The sequence below is a fragment of the Aeromonas sp. SE22 genome (assembly GCF_038739755.1).
GTDB lineage: Bacteria > Pseudomonadota > Gammaproteobacteria > Enterobacterales > Aeromonadaceae > Aeromonas > Aeromonas jandaei.
In genome coordinates, this window is record NZ_JBCGFD010000005.1 from 25522 (window position 1) to 45661 (window position 20140).

The following is a 20140-nucleotide window of genomic DNA, read 5'->3' on the forward strand; positions in this document are numbered from 1 at the left end:
CCAGATTGTGTCGCCCACTCTTCGCAGGAGGCGACAAGGTGAATTTTCAGCAGTTACGAATTATCCGGGAGGCAGCGCGGCGGGATTACAACCTGACCGAGGTGGCCAATGCCCTGTTTACCTCCCAGTCAGGGGTCAGCCGCCATATTCGCGAGCTGGAAGAGGAGCTCGGTATCGAGCTTTTTATCCGCTACGGCAAGCGGCTGCTCGGCATGACCGAGCCGGGCAAGGAGTTGCTGGTGATTGCCGAGCGCATTCTCAATGACGCCAACAACATCCGCAAACTGGCCAGCACCTTTGCCAACCGCGACTCGGGCCGCTTGCTGGTGGCGACCACCCATACCCAGGCCCGCTATGCCCTGCCGCGGGTGGTGAAGGCGTTTCGCGAGCAGTTTCCGCTGGTACAGCTGGAGCTGCGTCAGGGCAGCCCGGAGGAGATAGTGCGGCTGGTACAGACCGGCGAGGTGGATATCGGCATCAGCAGCGAGCAGCTCGACAAGAGCGAAGGGGTGGTGGCATTTCCCTACTACCGCTGGCACCACAATATCGTGGTGCCCGAGCAACATCCGCTGGCAGGCGAGCGGGATCTGACGCTGGCGGCGCTGGCCAACTGGCCCATCGTCACCTATCAAGCCGGGTTGACCGGGCGGGTGCGGGTGGATGAAGCCTTTGCTGCGGCTGGCATCGAGCCGCAGATCCTGCTGACGGCGCAGGACTCCGATGTCATCAAGACCTATGTCGAGCTGGAGATGGGGGTCGGCATACTGGCCGACATGGCGTTCGACGCGCAGCGCGATCAGGGGCTGGTACAGCTCGACGGCAGCCATCTGTTTGCCCCCCACACCGCCTGGATTGGCCTCAAGCAGGGGCAGTTCCAGCACAACTTTGCCTGGCAGTTTATCCAGCTCTGCAACCCCGAGCTGGCGCTGGCGGATATTCAGGCCCGCGCCATGGGCAGCGAGCCTGCCATCGACTTCCAGATTTGAATCGGAAGAGAAGACCAGAAGGGGAGCCATTGGCTCCCCTTCTTTATTGCTGGCAGATGAGATTGTCAGCGAAAACAGACGGCTTTATATGAATTTTTTCACTTAGGTTTGCCAGTTAATTTTGTTTGTTATCCGGTACTTGGATTGCAGGATGGAATAAGTGACTGACCAAAGTCGATCCATTCAGGATAAAGCATGCCGTATAGCTACCTATCACATCTGCGTTGCAGCAAGAGTGGCGAGATCCATGATGCCGACCAGCCCTGGCAACTGAGCCGGGCAGGTGCACCACTGCTGGCCAGCTACGATCTCGATGCGTTGAAGCGAGCCTGGCACCCGGCGGCATTGTCGGGTCGCCCGGCCAGCCTGTGGCGTTATCACGAGTTGCTGCCGGTGCGAGATCCCGCCCATGTTGTGACGTTGGGGGAGGGGCTTACCCCGCTGCTACGGCTGCCCACTCTGGGCAAGCAGATCGGTATTCCGGATCTCTGGATGAAGGACGAGAGCGTCATCCCCACCGGCTCCTTCAAGGCTCGTGGTGCAGCGGTGGGCATCTCCCGCGCGCGTGAACTCGGCGTCACCCACTTCGCCATGCCGACCAACGGCAACGCAGGGGCTGCATGGGCGCTCTACGGTGCCCGCGCCGGACTGCGCAGCACCATCGTCATGCCGCAGGCAGCTCCCGCCATCACCCGACTGGAGACCTCCCTCGCCGGTTCCCGTCTCTATCTGGTGGATGGCCTGATCAGCGATGCCGGTCGTCAGGTGGCGCAGGCGGTGGCGGAGCACGCCCTGTTTGATGCCTCAACCCTGAAGGAGCCCTACCGGATTGAGGGCAAGAAGACCATGGGGCTGGAGATTGTCGAACAGCTGGGTTGGACCCTGCCGGATGTGATCATCTATCCCACCGGTGGCGGGGTCGGCCTTATCGGTATCTACAAGGGGCTGCGCGAGCTGCAGGAGCTGGGGTGGGTCAAGGGTGAGCTGCCCCGGCTGGTGGCCGTGCAGGCGAGCGGTTGCGCACCCATCGTACAGGCGTGGCAACAGAGAGCCGCCGAGTCGAGCTTCTGGCCCGACTCCCGGACGCTGGCATTCGGCATCAATGTGCCCAAGGCGCTGGGGGATTTTCTGGTGCTGGATGCCCTCTATCGCACCGAAGGTTGCGCCATCGCGGTGGATGACAAGGCGATCCAGAGCGAGATCCGCTTGCTTGCTTCTCGCGAAGGGAGCTTTGTCTGCCCGGAAGGGGCCGCCGCGTTTGCTGCCGCTCGTCAACTGCGCGAGGCGGGCTGGATCCGGGAGCAGGAGCAGGTTGTCGTGCTCAATACCGGTGCCGGCATCAAGTACCCGGATGCGATCACTGTGCTGCCCCAGCGTCTGCAGCGTGACGGGAGGATCCCGGCATGAATCTGGATCTGCCCTTCATCCTCACGACGCTGCCCGCCTTCGGCAAGGCGGTCTGGGTCACCTTGCAGCTGGGGACCATAGTGATCCTCACTTCGCTGGCGGTCGCCCTGCTCAACGTCGCCCTGTTGAGCCTGCACAAGCGGCCGCTCAGCGCCCTGATCCGCGGGTATGTCGAGCTGGCCCGCAACACGCCGCTGCTTATCCAGCTCTTCTTCCTCTATTTCGGGCTGCCTGCGCTCGGCTTGTCGCTGTCGGGCTTTACCACTGCGGTGATTGCCATGACCTTCCTCGGTGGTGGTTATCTGACCGAGGCGCTGCGTGCAGGCATTCAGGCGGTGCCCGCCAGTCAGCTGGAGGCTGGCAGGGCAATCGGCCTCTCCCGCTGGCAACTGCTGCGCCACGTGCAGTTGCCCCAGGCCTGGCTCGCCAGCCTGCCCGCGCTGTTTGCCAACTTCATCTTCCTGCTCAAGGAGACGACGGTGGCCTCGGCGGTGGCGGTGCCAGAACTGCTCTACACCACCAAGAATTACATCGCCCTCTACTACAAGACCTACGAGATGCTGGCGGTACTGACATTGATGTGCGTGCTGATCTTTCTGCCGCTCTCCCTCGCTCTGCGCGTCGTTGAAAGGAGGCTGCAACATGGTCAGTTCGGTCACTGAATCGCTGATGCAGGCGAGGATCCCGATGTGGGCACGTATCTTCCAGCTGCCGCAATCATTCGCCACCGAGGCGCAGGAAAGGAGGGCTCAATATGGCCAGTGAAATTTCTGGACAGCTGACGCAGGCGCTGCCACTGCTGGTGGTGGGCGCGGGTCAGACCCTCGCCATCTCGCTGCTGGCCATCCTGTTTGCCACCCTCGGCGGTGTCGCTTACGGCGTGTTGGCACAACAGGGCGGTCGGTTGGTGCGGGGGCTGCTGCGGCTTTATCTCGAGCTGTTTCGGGTGGTGCCGGTGCTGGTGTGGCTCTATCTCTTTTTCTTCGGGTTGCCGATCTTTTTCGGCCTCGATATTCCGGCCTTCTGGTGCGCCGTGCTGGTACTCGCCCTCTGGGGCGCCAGCGAGGTGGGAGAGGTGGTGCGCGGTGGCCTCAACTCCCTCGCCCGTGGTCAGCAGGAGGCCGGCTTGGCGCTCGGGCTCTCGACCTGGCAGCTCTATCGCCATGTGTTGCTGCCACAGGCGTTGCAGCGGCTGACGCCGCCGACCATCAACATCTACACCCGCATCATCAAGACCAGTTCGCTGGCGGTGCTGATCGGGGTGGTGGAAGTGATCAAGGTGGGCCAGCAGATCATCGAGCGCACCTATGGCTCGCTGCTTATTTACGGTCTGCTGTTTCTGTTCTTTTTTCTGGTCTGCTATCCGCTCTCGCTCGCCTCGCGCCGGCTGGAGCAACAATGGGGTAATGCGGTATGACACCTCTGCTTGAACTCGGTTCTGTCAGTAAACAGTTCGGCCCGAATCTGGTGCTGGATCGGATCAGCCTCAGCGTGCGCGCCGGGGAGGTGATCGTCATCCTGGGGCCAAGCGGCTGCGGCAAGAGCACCTTGTTGCGCACTCTCAACGGGCTCGAGCCCATTCAGGGGGGCGAGATCCGCTTCGATGGTGTGCTGCTGGATGGTGCCACCGACTGGCAGCGGGTGCGCCAGCGGATCGGCATGGTGTTCCAGAGCTATCACCTCTTCCCCAACCTGACGGTGCTGGAAAATGTGCTGCTTGGCCCCCTGCAGGTGCAAAAGCGGGAGCGGGCAGAGGCGCTGCTGCAAGCCGAGCAGCTGCTGACCCGCATCGGCCTGTGGGAGCGGCGCCACGACTATCCGCGCCAGCTCTCCGGCGGCCAGCAGCAGCGCATCGCCATCGTGCGGGCGCTGTGCATGAACCCGCAGGTGATGCTGTTTGACGAGGTAACAGCCGCCCTCGACCCCGAGATGGTGCAGGAGGTGCTGGAGGTGATCCGCGATCTCGCCGGCAGCGGCATGACCCTGCTTATCGTCACCCACGAGCTGGCCTTCGCCCGGGCGGTGGCGGATCGCATCGTCTTCATGGATGGTGGCCACATTCTGGAGCAGGCCGCGCCCCACCAATTTTTCGACAATCCCAGGAGCCAGCGTGCGCGCCAGTTCCTCGCCAAGTTTTCTTATACAAATGTCATCAAACGAAAGGAGTCAGCATGAAAAAAATCACCTCGGTTCTGCTTAGTGCCTTATTAGGACTGGGTATCGCCAGCGGCGCTGCCCATGCGGCGGACGGTTCTCTCGACAAGATCAAGGCGCGGGACAAGCTCATCGTCGGCGTCTTCACCGATAAGCCGCCGTTTGGCTACGTGGACGAGAAGGGGAACTACGTCGGTTTTGACACCGATCTCGGCCGCCGCTTCGCCAAGGATCTGCTGGGGGACGAGAACAAGATCGAATTCGTGGCGGTGGAGCCAGCCAGCCGCATCCCCTTCCTGCAGAGCGACAAGGTGGATCTGATCCTCGCCAATATGACGGTGACCCCGGAGCGGCGCGAGGTGGTGGATTTCACCAACCCGAACCTGCGAGTGGCGGTACAGGTGCTGGTGCCGGAAGGGAGCCCGGCCAAGAAGCTCGATGATCTGGCCAGCAAGACCCTGATCGTGACCACCGGCACCACGGCCGACATCTGGCTGACCCGCAACCATCCGGAGTGGAAGGTGCTCAAGTTCGAGAAGAACACCGAATCCTTGCAGGCGCTGGCGCAGGGCCGTGGTGACGCCTATGCCCAGGACAACCTGGTGCTGTTCAGCTGGGCCAAGGAGAACCCGGGCTATCGGGTACTGCCCGAAAAACTGGGCTCGGAAGATCCCATCGCCCCGGCGGTGAAGAAGGGCAATATCGAGCTGCGTGACTGGGTCAACGACCGTCTCGCCAAGCTGGGTGAGGAGAAGTACCTGCTGAAACTCTATGACCAGTATGTGCGTGACAAGCTGAGCCCTGATACCGATCCGAATGATGTGATTGTCGAAGGAGGAAAATGGCAGGGTTAATGGACAACCCCTGTTCTAAAGAGTGTGTTGAGTGTGTGAAGTAAGTGAAGAGTGAGGTCTTGGTTCCGTTGGTATGCAAACCGCAAGGTTTGATTTTTCCGGGCGTCCCCTGCTAGAGAGGACGCCCTTTTTTATGTGCCCAAGCGTGGGTTAGTGCACTTCATCCCACGCCATCTGCCAGTGGGAGCCGATGCCCGGCTCGTACTGGGTGGCGGTGGTAGTCCACTGCTGGCAGTAGCCGCTGTAGGGGAAGGGCTTGCACTGATAGACCTTGCCATTTTTCGGCTGCTGCACCTTGGTGCCGGCGGCATAGGATTTGAGCGAGTTCGGGAAGACGAAGTCGTATTCGCCGCTGCTCTGCTCCTTGAACATCAGGTCCATGGTCTGCTGAATGGTCTCGCCGCCCGCTTTCGGGGTGGCCTTGATCACCAGCTGGTGGTGACCTGCCTTGAGCCCTTCCAGCGCCATGGTAAAGGTGTGGCTGCTGTCCTTGATGTCGGTACTGCTTTCACCCTTGGCGACGCCGCCGTGGTCATAGAGGGTGTTGGTGACGGCCAGATCTCCCTGTGCGGTGACGGTGAAATCGAGGGTGGCCTTGCCGTTGTCCAGCACATAGTCGCTGGCCAGACCGCTGACGCTGATGCTGTCCACTACCGGCGGCTGCAGCTGTTGCAGATCAATCTCGACTCGATCCAGTTTGCTGTCTCGATGCAGATAGACGGGGTTCATACCGTAGACCGGATTGAACTGGCCATCGGCTCCTTGCTGACCGGCGCGGATCAGGCTCTGTTCGGCGTTGATCTTGCTGGCGAGGGCATGAGCCCAGCTGTTCTTCTGGCCCTGCTCGGCGGTGGTGATGGTCAGCACGGTCTGCAGATCGGGGCGCTCGCCGTTGGCATCGAATACCCGGGTCATCGCCTTGTCACCCACTGCGAGGTCGATGGAGGGGTAGATGGTGCCTGCCTGGCTCCACTCCAGCGGCGGCTGGCTACCATCTTTGAACTTGGCATCGATGATGTTGTAGAAGCTGTTGCTGGTGTCGCCCACTTCCCACACGCCGAGGATCACCTGATAACCGGTGCGATCCGGCAAGACACAGTTGTGGGTCACCTGCTTGGGCGGCTGCACCATGTTGCCGTCGATGACGCAGAAGGGGGTCAGGTCGAACGAGGCGCGGGTGAGCGGCTGGTTGGGGTTCCAGTCCTGCTTGGTGAGGTAGTAGCGCCAGTTGCGGGTGACGTGGTTGGCAGTGAAGGTCCAGCTGATGGCGAAGGGGCCGGGCTGTACTTCACGCTTGGTCCAGCGGTCGCTGGTCTGGATGTTCAGCTCGCTCCAGCGCGGGCTGCCCGCCGAGGCGATTTGGCTATCCTGCGGGCCGCTCTGCGGGAAGCCTGATGGGCCCTCCACGCTCTGGGGTTCCCACTGCACGCCGCCACACTGGCTGTTGCCACCGGTTTTGCACAGGTAGTTGCGACTCTCTGGCTGGTTGATGTAGCCGTGGGCCAGGGCGCTGCCGCTGGCCAGCAGGGCCAGCACCGTTGCGATGTGATTGAGTTGGATTTTTGCTGCCATACATTCCTCTGTTCGATAGATGTGGGCAGTCAGTTGGCCGGGGAGTTCCCCGATGCACACTTGCGTGTGGCAACCCCGCTATCCTGGACAAAACGTCTGTAGACCGGAGGCTTTGCGTCCCGACCTTTCGGTCAGTTTGCCAAATGACTAGATGGTTAGTGATGGGCCAAATGTTCGGCCATCACCATTGTGCACCGCATTGATTAATTATTTGAAGTTAAATGTTTAAATGCACCGTTCAACGGCACATGGATCATTCTAACTGACTGTTTTTAAAATGTTCTCTTATCTGTGAATGGCGTCGAATACCGTTGAATATGCCGATAAGGTGCATGCCGATTGCGTGTTGTCGGCGTAAAAAAACCTGCCAGCTTGGCTGGCAGGTCGGGTGACAAGGCGACACGGGTTGACGCCATCAATGACGGGCGCGCTGCTCTCCGGAGAGGGGAGATACGGGAGCCATCATTGGCGCTGTAGCTGATTCCTTGCCAAGTTTGAACACCGCAAGCCGCTCATCAAGGCTGCGGGAGAGACCGGCCAGCAGCTCGCTCTCCTGCGCCAGTTGCGAGGCGGACTGGGACATCTCCAGCGCCGAGTCGTTGATGCCGCTGACGTTGCGGTTCATATCCTCGGCCACCATGCTCTGCTGCTCGGCAGCGGTAGCGATCTGGGTCGCCATGTCGCTCACATGCTGGATGTGGTTGACGATCAGGGTGAGATCCTGGCCCGCTTGCTGGGATTGATCGACGCTGCTCTCCGCCAGCTTGCGGCTGGCATCCATAGCACTGGCTGCACTGACGGCCCGTTGTTGCAGCTGGGCAATGGTGCTCTGGATCTCCTCGGTGGACTGGCGAGTGCGGCTGGCCAGTTGGCGCACCTCGTCGGCCACCACGGCAAAGCCACGGCCCTGCTCGCCGGCGCGGGCTGCCTCGATGGCGGCGTTGAGGGCCAGCAGGTTGGTCTGATCCGAGATGGCACTGATAACCGCCGTCACCTCGCCGATCTGCATGACCCCCTCTTTCAGCTGATTGACCTGTTGGGTCGCCTGCTCCACTTCGCTGGCGAGCGCCTTGATGCCGTTCACGCTGGCGTGCACATCCCGGTTGCCGAGCCCGGCTTCACCGGTCGCCTCCTGGGTGTCACGCGCAGTGTTCTCGGCATGGCCCGCTACGTCAGAGATGGTGGTACTCATCTCGTTCATGGCGGTAGCGAGTTGGGCCAGCTGATCCCGCTGGTTGGTGACCGCCTGATTGGTCTGCTCGGCGGAGGCGGCGATGCGCAGGGCGGCATCGGCCACGTTGCGGGCCCCCTGACTTGCCTCCAGCAGCGCGTGGCGGATGGCATCGAGACTCTGGTTGGTGCAGCTTGCCACCATGCCCAGCTCATCCTTGCCCTGCACCGGAATAGTAACCACCAGATCGCCCCTGGCGACCCGCTGCATGGCGTGGTTGATCTGGTTGAGCGGGGAGACGATGGAGTGGGTGATGCGCCAGCCCAGCAGCCCCATCAGTACAATGACGATGGCGGTGGCACTGCCCATCTTCATGTATTGGGCCCAGATGGTCTGGTGGATGTCCTGCAGCAGCATACCGGTGCCGAGGATCCAGCCCCAGGGTTGATAGCCAGAGACCATGGAGAGCTTGTCAGCGGTTTCCCCAGACGGGCCGGTCCAGATGTATTGCAGGGTTCCCTGCTTGCCGCCACGGGCGATGTCGACCATCTGGAACCAGAACTGCCCTGCGGTGGCACCCGAACCCTCTCCCATGGTCTGGCCGACCAGTTCGGGCCGGATGGGATGCACCAGCATCTTGCGGCTCTCATCGATGACGAACAAATAGTTGTTGCCATCAAAGCGCATATTGGTCAGCAGCTTGCGTGCCTCCTGCTGCGCCTGCTCTGCCGGCAGGGTGCTGGCCAGAAACTGGATCTGGCTCATGGCCTGTCCCAGCACGGCATTGAGTCGCGCTTCCCGTTCACTCATCAGATTGCGCTGGAGTGCGTTGGCGGAGATGAGCAGCAGTGACACGAAACCGACAAACGCAACCGTGAGCAGCAAGATCAATTTGCGGCTCACGGTGATATCACCGAGCTTGAACATGACTAACCCCTCGTTATCCCGTTGATGTTATGGTGGCTCGATACAGCGGTAGCCTCTATCTCTCTTGCTGAACGTCTCATTTAACAATTCATTTACTTTCAGTGGCTTGGCGAGCCTGTTTAAATGAGCGTTTTAACATCAGTATAGTCAGCAGAGGTTACAGCCCGCTTTCGGGTAGCATGTTGAAAAGGGTTTCTTCGCACGATTTGCCGAAAAATGTGAATAGCTTGGCATTTCACCAACCAGAACAGGGGCCATCCGGAGCGCTCCTGCGACAAGAGGGAATTTATGAGTTCGATTGCCAGAGAGTATTTTGACCAGCTCAATCGCGCCTATCTGCAGGTTCACAGACGCAAGGAGGATCTGTTCTGGGCCACCTACATGGGCACCAGCGACGATCAGGCCGGATTTACCGCAGCCGAGCAGGCCTACAAGGCCTTTTGCGCCAATCCGGAGCGGTTGCCGGAACTGCGCAAGATGCACGCCCTTGCCGAAGATGAGGAGTTAAAACGGGGTCTGGCGGGCTGGATTGCCTTCTTCGAGTGCAACGTCATCGAGGATCCCGTTGCCGCCGCCCTGATGGATGAGCTGGTGGCTGCCGAGGCGGATCTGTTTGCCCGCCGCAAAGGTCTGAAACTGACCCTGCTGGATGAGCAGGGCCAGCAGGTCGCAGGCAGCCTGCCCGCCGCCAGCACCTCGCTTGCAGCCAGCCCGAACGAGGCGGTGCGCCAAAGCGCCATCGCCATGTTCCACACCCTGGAGCAGTGGGTGGTCGGCAACGGCTTTCTCGAGGTGGTGGCGCTGCGCAACCGCTTTGCCCGCGCCATGGGCTATCGCGACTATTTCGCCTACAAGGTGCGCAAGAACGAACAGATGAGCCCGGATCAGCTGTTCGCCATCCTTGATGACTTCATCGCCCGTACCGACGTCCGGCTGCAGCAGAGTCTGGTCGAACTGAAAGCGGCCAAAGGGGAGGTGGCCCTGTTGTCCCACAACCTGCGTTACTTCGTCAGTGGCGACGTGACCCGCCAGCTCGACCCCTATGTGCCCTTCTCGCGGGCGCTGCGGGACTGGGTCGAGAGTTTCCGCCGGCTCGGCATCCAGTATCGTGGTGCGACCCTCACCCTGGATTTGCTGACCCGGGAGGGGAAATACGAGAACGGCTTCTGCCACGGCCCGGTGCCGAGCTTCTTCCTGCAGGGGGAGTGGGTGCCGGCTGTGGTCAATTTCACCAGCCTGGCCGATCCGGCGCAGGTGGGCAGCGGCTGGAGTGGCCTCAACACCCTGTTCCACGAGGGGGGCCACGCCGCGCACTTTGCCAATGTCACCGGCAATGCCCCCTGCTTCTCACAGGAGTTTCCGCCCACCTCCATGGCTTATGCCGAGACCCAGTCAATGTTCTGCGACAGCCTGCTGGACGATGCGGACTGGCTCAAACGCTATGCCAGAAATGCGGCGGGAGAGCCGATCCCCGATGCGCTTATCAAGGAGATGATCGAAGCGCGTCAGCCGTTTCGCGCTTTTAACGAACGCCAGATCGCGCTGGTGGCCTACTTCGAGCGGGATCTCTACGCCATGGATGAGGCTGAACGTACTCCCGAGGCTGTGCTGGCACTGGCCCGCAAGTGGGAGCGCAAGATCCTCGGGGTCGAGAGCCCACGCCCGTTGCTGGCCATTCCGCACCTCCTTAATCAGGAGTCGGCCTGCGCCTATCACGGCTACCTGCTGGCGCTGATGGCGGTGGAGCAGACTCGCGCTTATTTCCTCAAGCGTGATGGCTACCTTACCGACAACCCGCGCATCGGGCCGGATCTGGCTGCCCACTACTGGGGGCCGGGCAACGGCATGACTCACGATGAGACATTGCGCAGCCTGACCGGTGAAGGCTTCAGTGCCGTGCCGCTGGCCGAGGCGTGCAACCTGAGCGCCGCCGAAGCGTGGCAACAGGCGCAAGCCTGCATGGCCGCCACGCAGCAGCGCCCCGCGGCGGGTGAGGGAAGCCCGCTCGACGCCCATATCCGGGTGGTACACGGCGCCGAGCTTATCGCCGACAACAGCGAGTCGGAAACCCGCATGCTGGCCGATTTCGAGGCGTGGATTGCCCGGCACTATTTTTCCGAGAATGTCGGGGAGGGGTGGAACTGCGTGCAGTGAGCAATCTGATGGGCGTTAACTTGCTTTGATACGGCAATTGGCAGGCGGGGAAACCTTCCTGCCATTCTTTTTGCTCATTGTTCACTACTCATCAATGACCTTTTTTCCACAATTTTCACAGATGGCGTGGCGCTCAAAGCGATCCATGTTGGCCAGAAAGGGGTCGGCGGCCCAGCCGGTAATGAAGTCCTTGATAAACGCTTTGCGCTTTTGCTCCGGTGTCAGCTGCTGGCCAAAGGATTTGTCGACCAGCACCACGACATGGTTGGTCTCGTGCTGACAGCTTGAGCAGAAGCGTTGTTCGGTGGATGAAAGCAAGGGGGAGCTCTTGGTCCGGGGGGGCGGGCAGCTGGTTTTCCGCCGCAGATATGTGTCGTCCCCATTTGATTCCTTTTACTGGCGGGTCGTCAATCGCGGCAGAGGTGGATTTTGCGCTATTCCCCATGAAGAGAGGGCCAGTCAGCAAGGGTGACCAGAGGGGCCGGCGGGCCCTCTTTTGTTTCCGTTTGTCACACATTGCCACACAAGCTTCCCCCTCTGGCAAAGTCTTGTGACCGGACGGGGTTGTAATGGAACCATGTGCAGGGGCGAGGCCCTGCCGCGATGGAACCAGGGAGCATGTTATGACGAGTAAACGGGTGTGGTGGCTGTTGCCGCTGCTGGCGGTTGGAGTCTGGTGGCTGGGTTATGCGGGGGACGCCAACGGGGTGTGGCCCTGGCGCCATGAGATGTTGCTGCTGACGGGCCTGCTGGGGATGGCCTATATGGCCATTTCGCTGTTGCTGGCGTTGCGTCTGCCGCAGCTGGAGGTGTGGTGTGGCGGTCTGGACCGGATGTTGCGATTGCACCGCCAGACGGCCATCGGCGGCGCATTGGCACTGACCGCTCACTGGCTGCTGGTGGAGGCGCCCAAGTGGGCGGTCTCGGCGGGTTGGCTGAGCCGTCCCGCCCGGCGTGGGGCCAGTGCTGCCGCAGCTGGTGCAGGAGCAGGCAATGGCATCTCGCTCCATGGCCTTGGCAATACACTGGGGGAGTGGAGTTTCTATCTGCTGATCGCGCTGGTGGTGGTGAGCTTGCTGGCGCTGGTGAGTTATGGCCGCTTTCGGCTGATCCACCGGTTGGCGCCGCTCATCTATCTGGCGGGTTGGGGCCACGGGCTCTGCCTGCTGCCTCAGGTGGGGGCCATGACGCCGGTTGGGGTAGCGATCTGGTTGATCGGCGGGATCGGCGCTAGCGGGGCCCTCTATTCCCTGCTGGGGCAAGTGGGGGCGCGCAAGCGCCATCCCGGCCGGGTCGTTGCGGTGCGGACGCTGGCGGATCAGACCTGCGAGCTGACCATGCAGCTGGAGCGGCCGCTCGCCCATTACCGCCCGGGTCAGTTTGCCTTTTTCGAATTTGACGCCAAGGAGGGGCCGCACCCCTTTACTCTGGTGCGGGTGTCGGCGGATCGGCGCCAGCTGGTGATCGCGGTACGGGCGCTCGGAGATCATACCCGTCAGCTGGTGGCAGAGGCGCGCGTCGGGGATGAGGTGGTGGTGACCGGCCCCTATGGCGCTTTTGTCGCCCCGCAAGGGGGAGGGCGAGCCCTCTGGCTGGGGGCCGGGATCGGTATCACGCCGTTTGTGGCCTGGCTGGAGGGGCTGGCTGCCCGTGGCGAGCGCGGCGAGGGGATCACCCTGATCCAGTGTGCGCCGGATCTGGCGGGGGCCGTTTACCACCAGCGGTTGGCCGAGCTCTGTCATCGCACCGGTGTGCGTTATCAGCTGCATCTGGACAAGGCGGCCGGGCGGCTGGATCTGGCTCGCATCGCGCAGGATGCACCTGCGCAGGTGTGGTTTTGCGGGCCGGAGGGGATGGCAGATGCCCTGACCCGGCTGTTGCCGGGCGGGCATCTGCATCGCGAGCTGTTTCGCTTTCGTTGAGCTCGATGGGCGCCGTTATTTGGCGCTGGCGGGCAACTGCTTGAGGGCGGCTTTTACTGCGGCCTCCAGCTGGGGGTCACGCCCGGCCACCATATCGGCGGGGGTGAGCGGCACCTGCACGTCCGGGATCAGCTCCTGATTCTCGTAGAAGGTGCCGTCCGGTTTGCGCAGACCCAGAGTCGGAATGCCGTAGGAGAGGCCGGGCACGAGGCGGGAGGTATGGCCATAGACCATAGTGCCGGTACCGGGCACCGGCTCGCCGACGATGGGGCCAATCTTGAGCGCGCGGTAGTACTCGGGGAAGGCGGAGCCCTCCGAGTAGCTGCCGGCATTGACCAGCACCACTGAGGGTTTGGTCCATTGACGGGTCGCGGCATCGCTGGCCCCTTGTCCCGCCTTGGGATCCGAGATGGCCATGCCGTGGGCGCTGCTGCTGCCGGTGAGGAAGCCAACCAGGGTATTGGCCAGATAGCCCCCCTTGTTGAAGCGCACGTCGACGATGAGCGCCTCGCTGCTGCGCAAGCGGCCGAGCGCCTCCGACACCAGCTCCTCATAGACGGCGCTGTTCATCTCCGGCAGATAGACGTAGCCGACCCGGCCCTTGCTCAGCTTGGCCACCAGATCCCGTCGTTTGGCGATCCAGCTGTCGAGCTGCAGCCGGTACTCCTGCTGCTGATCGATGGCGGTTACCTCCACCTCGTCCGGCTCCTTGTTCCCCACCTGCTGGAAGGTGAGGGCGAGCCGCGCCCCGGCCTTGTGGTTGAGGGCGCGATCGAGCTCTGTCCGGGTGGCGACCGGATTGCCGTTGATGGCGAGCAGGCGGGCACCGGCAGCGATGTCGCTCTCCTGATCCAGCGGCCCGCCGGGCAGCAGATGGGTCAGCACTACCCCCTCTTTGCCATCCTGCCAGTAGCCCCCGAGACTGGCGGTCTCATCCGCCATGTCGGGATAGCGAGTGGGGCCATAGCCCCAGGTGTGGGAGACGTTCAGCTCGCCCGCCAGCTCCGCCAGCAGGTCACCGAAGTCGCGGCCGTTGTTGATGCCGGCAAGCAGCCGGCGATAGGTGGCGACATAACCGTTCCAGTCCACTCCGTTCATGTCGTCGCGATAGAACTCGTCCCGGGTGAGGCGGGCGATCTGGTCAAAGGCGGCCACCATTCGGGCGTGCTGCCCCCTGCTCTGCACCAGCTCGAAAGCGGAGCTGAGCGCCTCGCCGGAGTCGAGGTTAATGCGGGTGATCTCTCCGTCCCGCACCAGAGTGGCCAGGGTCGCCTCCCGATTGAGGGTGGCCATGGCCGGCCCCGGCTGATCGCCAAACAGCTGGCGGGTCTCCCCCTTGCGCAGGTCGAGCGAGTAACCCTTGATCTCGCTCTCGTTGTTGGGGCCCCCCTCTTCCACCAGATAGACGAGCTGGTCGTGAATGACCCGGCTGGCGAGCAGCGTGCCGCTGGGGAAGAGTTGCAGCGCCTCCCGATGGGAGAGGCGAGCGGTCTCGAAGCCATACCCCTCCTTGGGCGGTGCCACTTCGGCCAGAAAGTCCGCCTTGGCCGCCCGGCTGCTGTAGATGCCGAGCAGGTTGCTGCCAAGGGGTTCACCATCGGCATCCAGCACACCATAGCGGGTCGATTGCCAGTAGAGGATGCCGCCATCCTGACTCCAGGCCGGCGCCCCGTCCTGATAGCCGTTGAGGCTGACGTTAACCGGTTTGGCTTTGGCATCGGCCGTATCGAGCACGGCGATCTCCTGCTGGGCCGAGTCGGGACGGAAGGTGAGCGCCAGATGGTGGGAGTCGGGAGCAAAGGCGAGCATCACCTCGTGGCGCGAGGGGTTGAAGCTGGCGGGAACCAGCTCGCGCTGTTTGTTGCTCGCCAGATCGAGCAAATGAATGGCCTGACCATCGACCACGAAGGCGAGCTGCTTGCCATCGGGAGAGAGCACCGGACGGCTGATCCCCTTGCCGGGAATGGCCAGCAGCAGGCTCTCCTGCAAGGTGCCCGGATCGCTGAAGAGACGCTCCGGATCCGCTTTGCGCAGGCGATAGAGGGCGGCCGGCCCATCCTGTTCGGAGAGGTAGATAAGCGAGCGCTCCTTCTCGGCAAAGAGGGGGCTGGACTGCTCGCTGGGGGAGTCGGTGAGCTGGCGTACCCGCTCCCGCTCGGGATCGACGGCGAACAGGCTCCCCTCGCTCACCAGGATCAGCTCCTTGCCCTCTTCGCTGACCAGGATCTCGTCAGCCTGATTGTTGGACTGGCTCTGCTCGTCCGGCTCGCTCACCACCTGCGGCGTGATGGCGAGCTTGCGCTGCTCGGTGCTGCCGGCATCGAGGCGGTAGAGCTCCCCGAGCCACGACCAGACCAGATCGCCGCTGCGCGAGGCGCTCAGCCCCCGCACCGGATTGCCCTTGTAGTGGGTGAGTTGCTGCTCTTTGCCGCTGGCCAGATCACGGCGCCAGACGTTGAAGTCACCGCTGCGCTCGCTCAGGTAAAAGAGGGTATCCCCCTTGTCGCTCCAGACCGGATCGGTGGCGGCGATGCGATCCTCGGTCAGCTGGCGGTGCTGTTTACCATCGAACAGCCAGAGGCGGGAGACGGCAAACGAGTGTTGGTGCTTGCGAAAGGGTTGATCCATCGACGGCATCTGGTAGGCGAGCTGCTGCCCGTGCGGGCGGGCGAGGATCGCCGGCAGTGGCAGATCGGCCTGCAGCTTGCCTCCTGTTACCGGCGCCCAGTAGAGGGCGCTGACCTGCACCCCTTCGGCCACGAAGTGATCGGCATTGGGATCGGCCAGCCGCTGGCTGCTCAGCAGCAGCTGTTTGCCATCGGGGCTGAATGCCTGCGGCAGGTCGTTGCGCGAGTCGCGGGTGAGCCGCACCATCTTGCCGCCGCTGGCGGGCACCACGAACACATCCTCGTTGCCGTAGAGGTTGGCGGCAAAGGCGATCTGCTTGCCATCCGGCGACCAGATGGGGCGCTGGCTCAGGTAGTCACTGCCGGTAAGGGCGCTGGCCGGCCCCCCTTGTGCGCTGGTGATGAAGATCCGTCCCTGCCAGGTGAAGGCAAGCTGCTTACCATCGGGGGAGAGGGCGGGGTCGCGCAGCCAGAGCGCATCCGCTGCGTAAGATGCGGGCAGCCAGAGCAGCAGGGGTGACAACAGCAGGTGGACGAAGCGGCATGAAGAGCGCATGGCATGATCCTGTCGATGGGTTGAAAAGTAATCATCGCCGATCATCAGGTCATACGCCAGAACTGATGTTTGACGCTATCTTATTGTTTTGAATATTAATTATTGAAGTTTGAATGACGTGCGCGGGGATCAGGCGAAACCGGTGCCAAGATATGTTTTATCGCGCATATTGAGTATTGATGGCGATCCAATATCATGGCGCTCGCTCGCCAGCAGGCGAAGATTATTCAGATGATTTGGCAACACCAAAGCCCGTATCAGAGGCTTGTCGAGGGATGGAATGAGAGCCGTATTACTGTGTTTACTGGGGCTGTGGCCCGCATTGAGTTTTGCCACCCTGTCTGCCGACATGGTGGTGGTCAAGAAGTCCACCTATAGCCTGACCCTGATGAAGGATGGCAAAGAGGTCAAACGCTACTGGATCGCGCTGGGCCCGGCGCCCAAGGGTCACAAGCAGCGGGAAGGGGATCAGCGCACCCCGGAAGGTCGCTACATCCTCGACTACAAGAAGACCAACTCCGGCTATTACAAGGCGATCCACATCAACTACCCCAATCTGGACGACATCAAGGCGGCCAACGAGAAGGGGGTAAACCCGGGTGGCATGATCATGATCCACGGTCAGATCAACAGCATTGGCAACCGCAGGGTACAGCCCTCCAACTGGACCAATGGCTGCATCGCCATGCTCAACCACGATCTGGATGAGGTGTGGGAGGCCGTCAAGCCCGGCACGCCCATCATCATCGAACCCTGATTGATGAACGGGGCCCGCTCCATCGAGCGGGCCCCGTTGGTTTATAGCGGATGTGATCTCGCCTTTCGGATGTCTTTTATGGACATCCACCATGTTATGAATGTCAATTCCAAAAAAGCCTGCAAAAGGTGAGGATATGGGCTCAGCCAGTGAAGGAGCTTCCCATGTCTTTGACCGAAACCTGCCAGCGCATCGTGCGCGATCCCCATCTCTCTCCTGCCCAGAAGAGCCACGCGCTGGCGCTGGCCGCCGAGAATGCGCTGCCATACCCCGACCTGCCTGCCGCAGTTGCAGAGGCGATGGCGCAGGGATTTGTCTGTGACATGTTCGAGGGGCACGCTCCCTACAAGCCGCGCTATGTGCTGCCGGACTACGAGAAGTTCCTGACCCAGGGCTCCGCCTGGCTGGAGCTGGCGGCGCCGCGAAATTTCGACGAAGCGCTCGATGCCCTGCGCATCCTCTATCACCACGTTCCTTCCGTCACCGGTATGCCAGTCTGGCTGGGACGGCTCGATCAGCTGCTGCTCCCCTTTGTCGGCGAGCTGGATGACGAGACTCTCTACCGCAAGCTGAAAGGGTTCTGGATCTATCTGGATCGGGTGCTGCCGGACGCCTTCATGCACGTCAACATCGGCCCCGATGACAACCGGATCTGCCGCCTGATCCTGCGCATCGACAACGAGCTCAAGCAGGTGGCCCCCAACCTCACCTTCTTCCACGATCCGGAGCAGACTCCCGACGATCTGCTGCTGCTGGCAGTGAAGAATATCGCCGAGTGCAGCAAGCCGCACATCGCCAACTACCCGATCCATCGCGATACCTTCGACCAGCGTGGTTTTGGCATCGTCAGCTGCTACAACGCCCTGCCACAGGCCGGTGGTGCCAACACCCTGGTGCGCATCTCCCTCAAGCGAGTCGCCGAGCAGGCACAGGGGATCGATGACTTCCTCGGTTGCCTGCTGCCCCACTACTGCCGTCTCACGTCCCAGCTGATCGCGGTACGCGCCGCCTTCCTGCACGAGGAGTCCGGTTTCTTCGACAGCTTCCTGGTCAAGGAGGGGCTGTTGGATGAGGATCGCTTCGTCCCCATGTTCGGCATCTACGGCATGGCGGAAGCGGTCAACATCCTGATGGATAAAGAGAATCTGCCGGGCCGCTACGGTCACGACGAAGAGGCGAACCAGCTTGGCTATCGCATCTCGGCCCAGCTTTCGGAATATGTCACTACGACGCCGCAGTCTCATGCCTGGGGTGGTCACGCTCTGCTGCACTCACAGGGCGGCCTCAGCATCGATGTGGCGGTGACCCCGGGGGTGCGGATTCCCTACGGGCAGGAGCCGGATCCGGCCAGCCATGTGCTGGCGCTGGCGCCGCACCACGGCTACTACCACTCGGGGATCAGCGAGATCCTGACGCTGGATCCCACCATCCGTCAGAATCCGCAGGCGCTGTTGCAGCTCTGCAAGGGGGCGCTCGCCATCGGCATGCGCGAGTTCACCGCCAACGTGGCCGACAGCGATCTGGTGCGGGTGACCGGCTACATGATCCGTAAGAGCGACGTGGCTCGCTTCGCAGAGGAGGGGTCGCGGCTGCAGACCACCTGTCTTGGTGCCGAGGCGAGTGAAGTGACCGCCATTCGCCAGCGGGCACCGCGAGTGGTCGCTAATGAGTCGACCATCAGCCAGTACTGAGCCACGTCCGATGGATGCAGCTCTGCTGACGCGCAGCGCCCTGGTGAGCAGGGTGCTGCCTTTTTCCTGTGTTGATGGGCCGGGCAATCGGCTGGTGCTCTTCCTGCAAGGGTGCAACTTCAGCTGCCCCGGTTGTCACAATCCCCACACTATCGGGCTGTGCGACGATTGCGGCGACTGCCTTGCGGTCTGCCCGAGTGGCTCCCTGACCATGAGCGAGGGCAAGGTTCATTGGCAGGAGGCGTTCTGTACCGATTGCGATGCCTGTCTGGAGGCCTGCCCGCGCAGCGCCAATCCTAAAACCACTACCATGACGGTGGCCGAAGTGCTGGCCCTGCTGCGCCGCTACGGCCCGCTGCTGAGCGGCATTACCGTCTCGGGCGGTGAGGCGACCACCCGGCTTCCTTTCGTGGCGGCCCTGTTTCGCGCCATCAAGGAGGCGCCGGATCTGGCCCATCTCAGCTGTCTGCTCGACAGCAATGGCTCGCTCGCGGAGACTGGCTGGCAGCGGCTGCTGCCGCAGCTCGACGGCGCCATGATCGACCTCAAGGGGTGGCGTGACTCGGTACACCTCTCCCTGACCGGCTATGGCCGCGAGCGGGTGCTGGCTTCGCTCAGGTTGCTGGCAAGTCACGGCAAGCTGGCCGAGTTGCGGCTGCTCCATGTGCCGGGCAGGAGCGATTTTCTGGATGCAGAGGGGCAGCTCGATCGCGGTCTTGCCGATTTTCTGCGCCAGCTCGGCGCCGTGCCGATCCGGCTCAACGGTTTTCGCCACCACGGGGTGAGGGGAGAAGCGATCCGCTGGCCCGAGGCAACCCGTGACGAGCTGGAACAGCTGGCAAGTCGTTTGCGTGAGGCTGGGCTGGGGCCAGTGACGCTGCCGCCGCTAATCTGATTTCGGAGTCATGCCACAATACGACAGGCTGCGCCGCCAAAGCGGACAACTGTGATTTCTGTCTATTGGAGGGGGCGATTGGGGCGGCTAGAATATCGGCCATCCTCTTCCCCGCAATGACAAAGAATCATGAGTGAAAGCAAGGCGTTATATCGGGTTCAGTTTATTTGCCACAGCGAGCGCTACGAAGTGTATGTGCGCGAGGTGAATCAGGGTCAGCTGTTCGGCTTTATCGAGATCGCCGATTTTGTGTGGGACAACCACACGGCGCTTATCGTCGACCCCAGCCATGAGAAGCTCAAAAACGAATTTGCCGATGTCCGCCACACCATGATCCCCATGCATCAGGTGCTGCGCATCGATCAGGTGCAAAAACAGGGGGCGGCCCGCATTACCGAGCTGGGCAACAATGTTTCCCACTTCCCCAGCCCTATCTACACCAAACGCCCCTGATGGCAGGGCCGCCC

The 20140-nt window shown here is 62.0% G+C and carries 17 protein-coding genes and 1 riboswitch; of the genes, 13 read left to right on the forward strand and 4 right to left on the reverse strand.

The window, feature by feature from the left end:
• Window positions 1-38 precede the first annotated feature (38 nt).
• The 7 genes from cbl (at window position 39) to AAHA39_RS10670 (ending at window position 5401) form a co-directional block, all read left to right on the forward strand.
• Window positions 39-986 (forward strand): HTH-type transcriptional regulator Cbl, encoded by a 948-nt coding sequence (cbl, locus tag AAHA39_RS10640; protein ID WP_042030338.1) that lies wholly within the window; start codon window positions 39-41, stop codon window positions 984-986.
• Between the two features lie 195 nt (window positions 987-1181).
• Window positions 1182-2393 (forward strand): threonine synthase, encoded by a 1212-nt coding sequence (locus AAHA39_RS10645; protein ID WP_320656989.1) that lies wholly within the window; start codon window positions 1182-1184, stop codon window positions 2391-2393.
• Window positions 2390-3055: an amino acid ABC transporter permease gene (locus AAHA39_RS10650; RefSeq protein ID WP_040067357.1), complete on the forward strand. Its 666-nt coding sequence runs from the start codon at window positions 2390-2392 to the stop codon at window positions 3053-3055. The genes AAHA39_RS10645 and AAHA39_RS10650 overlap by 4 nt, the downstream gene beginning before the upstream one ends.
• Complete coding sequence (locus AAHA39_RS10655) at window positions 3036-3158, forward strand: hypothetical protein (RefSeq protein WP_320656988.1); 123 nt, start codon at window positions 3036-3038, stop codon at window positions 3156-3158. The genes AAHA39_RS10650 and AAHA39_RS10655 overlap by 20 nt, the downstream gene beginning before the upstream one ends.
• Window positions 3148-3810 (forward strand): amino acid ABC transporter permease, encoded by a 663-nt coding sequence (locus AAHA39_RS10660; protein WP_320656987.1) that lies wholly within the window; start codon window positions 3148-3150, stop codon window positions 3808-3810. The genes AAHA39_RS10655 and AAHA39_RS10660 overlap by 11 nt, the downstream gene beginning before the upstream one ends.
• Complete coding sequence (locus AAHA39_RS10665; RefSeq protein WP_040067361.1) at window positions 3807-4568, forward strand: amino acid ABC transporter ATP-binding protein; 762 nt, start codon at window positions 3807-3809, stop codon at window positions 4566-4568. The genes AAHA39_RS10660 and AAHA39_RS10665 overlap by 4 nt, the downstream gene beginning before the upstream one ends.
• The gene (locus AAHA39_RS10670) at window positions 4565-5401 is read left to right on the forward strand and encodes a transporter substrate-binding domain-containing protein (RefSeq protein WP_040067363.1); all 837 of its coding nucleotides are present in this window, start codon (window positions 4565-4567) and stop codon (window positions 5399-5401) included. Before AAHA39_RS10665 ends, AAHA39_RS10670 begins: the two co-directional genes overlap by 4 nt.
• Before the next feature lie 150 nt (window positions 5402-5551).
• On the opposite strand, the gene gbpA is transcribed toward AAHA39_RS10670, so the two are convergent.
• Window positions 5552-6973 carry an N-acetylglucosamine-binding protein GbpA gene (gene gbpA / locus AAHA39_RS10675; RefSeq protein WP_320656986.1) on the reverse strand — a complete coding sequence of 474 codons (1422 nt, stop codon included), beginning with the start codon at window positions 6971-6973 and terminating at the stop codon, window positions 5552-5554.
• A 65-nt stretch (window positions 6974-7038) separates the two neighbouring features.
• Window positions 7039-7124: riboswitch (cyclic di-GMP riboswitch) on the reverse strand.
• A 264-nt stretch (window positions 7125-7388) separates the two neighbouring features.
• Complete coding sequence (locus AAHA39_RS10680; RefSeq protein WP_320656985.1) at window positions 7389-9071, reverse strand: methyl-accepting chemotaxis protein; 1683 nt, start codon at window positions 9069-9071, stop codon at window positions 7389-7391.
• A gap of 288 nt (window positions 9072-9359) precedes the next feature.
• Between AAHA39_RS10680 and AAHA39_RS10685 the strand changes: the two genes are divergently transcribed.
• On the forward strand, window positions 9360-11225 hold the full coding sequence (locus tag AAHA39_RS10685; protein WP_320656984.1) for a M3 family metallopeptidase: 1866 nt from the start codon (window positions 9360-9362) through the stop codon (window positions 11223-11225).
• Window positions 11226-11309: 84 nt separating this feature from the next.
• On the opposite strand, the gene AAHA39_RS10690 is transcribed toward AAHA39_RS10685, so the two are convergent.
• Window positions 11310-11543: a hypothetical protein gene (locus AAHA39_RS10690; RefSeq protein WP_320656983.1), complete on the reverse strand. Its 234-nt coding sequence runs from the start codon at window positions 11541-11543 to the stop codon at window positions 11310-11312.
• Between the two features lie 305 nt (window positions 11544-11848).
• Here AAHA39_RS10690 and AAHA39_RS10695 point away from each other — a divergent pair, with 305 nt between their 5' ends.
• Window positions 11849-13147: a ferredoxin reductase family protein gene (locus AAHA39_RS10695; protein ID WP_320656982.1), complete on the forward strand. Its 1299-nt coding sequence runs from the start codon at window positions 11849-11851 to the stop codon at window positions 13145-13147.
• A 15-nt stretch (window positions 13148-13162) separates the two neighbouring features.
• Here the strand turns inward: AAHA39_RS10695 and AAHA39_RS10700 are convergent, their stop codons facing one another.
• Window positions 13163-16330 (reverse strand): S41 family peptidase, encoded by a 3168-nt coding sequence (locus tag AAHA39_RS10700; protein ID WP_320656981.1) that lies wholly within the window; start codon window positions 16328-16330, stop codon window positions 13163-13165.
• A 280-nt stretch (window positions 16331-16610) separates the two neighbouring features.
• Between AAHA39_RS10700 and AAHA39_RS10705 the strand changes: the two genes are divergently transcribed.
• From AAHA39_RS10705 to AAHA39_RS10720, 4 genes are all read left to right on the forward strand, one after another.
• Window positions 16611-17087 (forward strand): L,D-transpeptidase family protein, encoded by a 477-nt coding sequence (locus AAHA39_RS10705; RefSeq protein ID WP_033114013.1) that lies wholly within the window; start codon window positions 16611-16613, stop codon window positions 17085-17087.
• A 164-nt stretch (window positions 17088-17251) separates the two neighbouring features.
• On the forward strand, window positions 17252-18778 hold the full coding sequence (locus AAHA39_RS10710) for a YjjI family glycine radical enzyme (protein ID WP_320656980.1): 1527 nt from the start codon (window positions 17252-17254) through the stop codon (window positions 18776-18778).
• Between the two features lie 10 nt (window positions 18779-18788).
• A complete protein-coding gene (locus AAHA39_RS10715; RefSeq protein ID WP_320656979.1) occupies window positions 18789-19673 on the forward strand; it encodes a YjjW family glycine radical enzyme activase in 885 nt (294 codons plus the stop codon).
• Between the two features lie 129 nt (window positions 19674-19802).
• Window positions 19803-20126, forward strand: coding sequence for a DUF1820 family protein (locus AAHA39_RS10720; RefSeq protein WP_033114015.1), 324 nt, complete (start codon window positions 19803-19805; stop codon window positions 20124-20126).
• Window positions 20127-20140 lie beyond the last annotated feature (14 nt).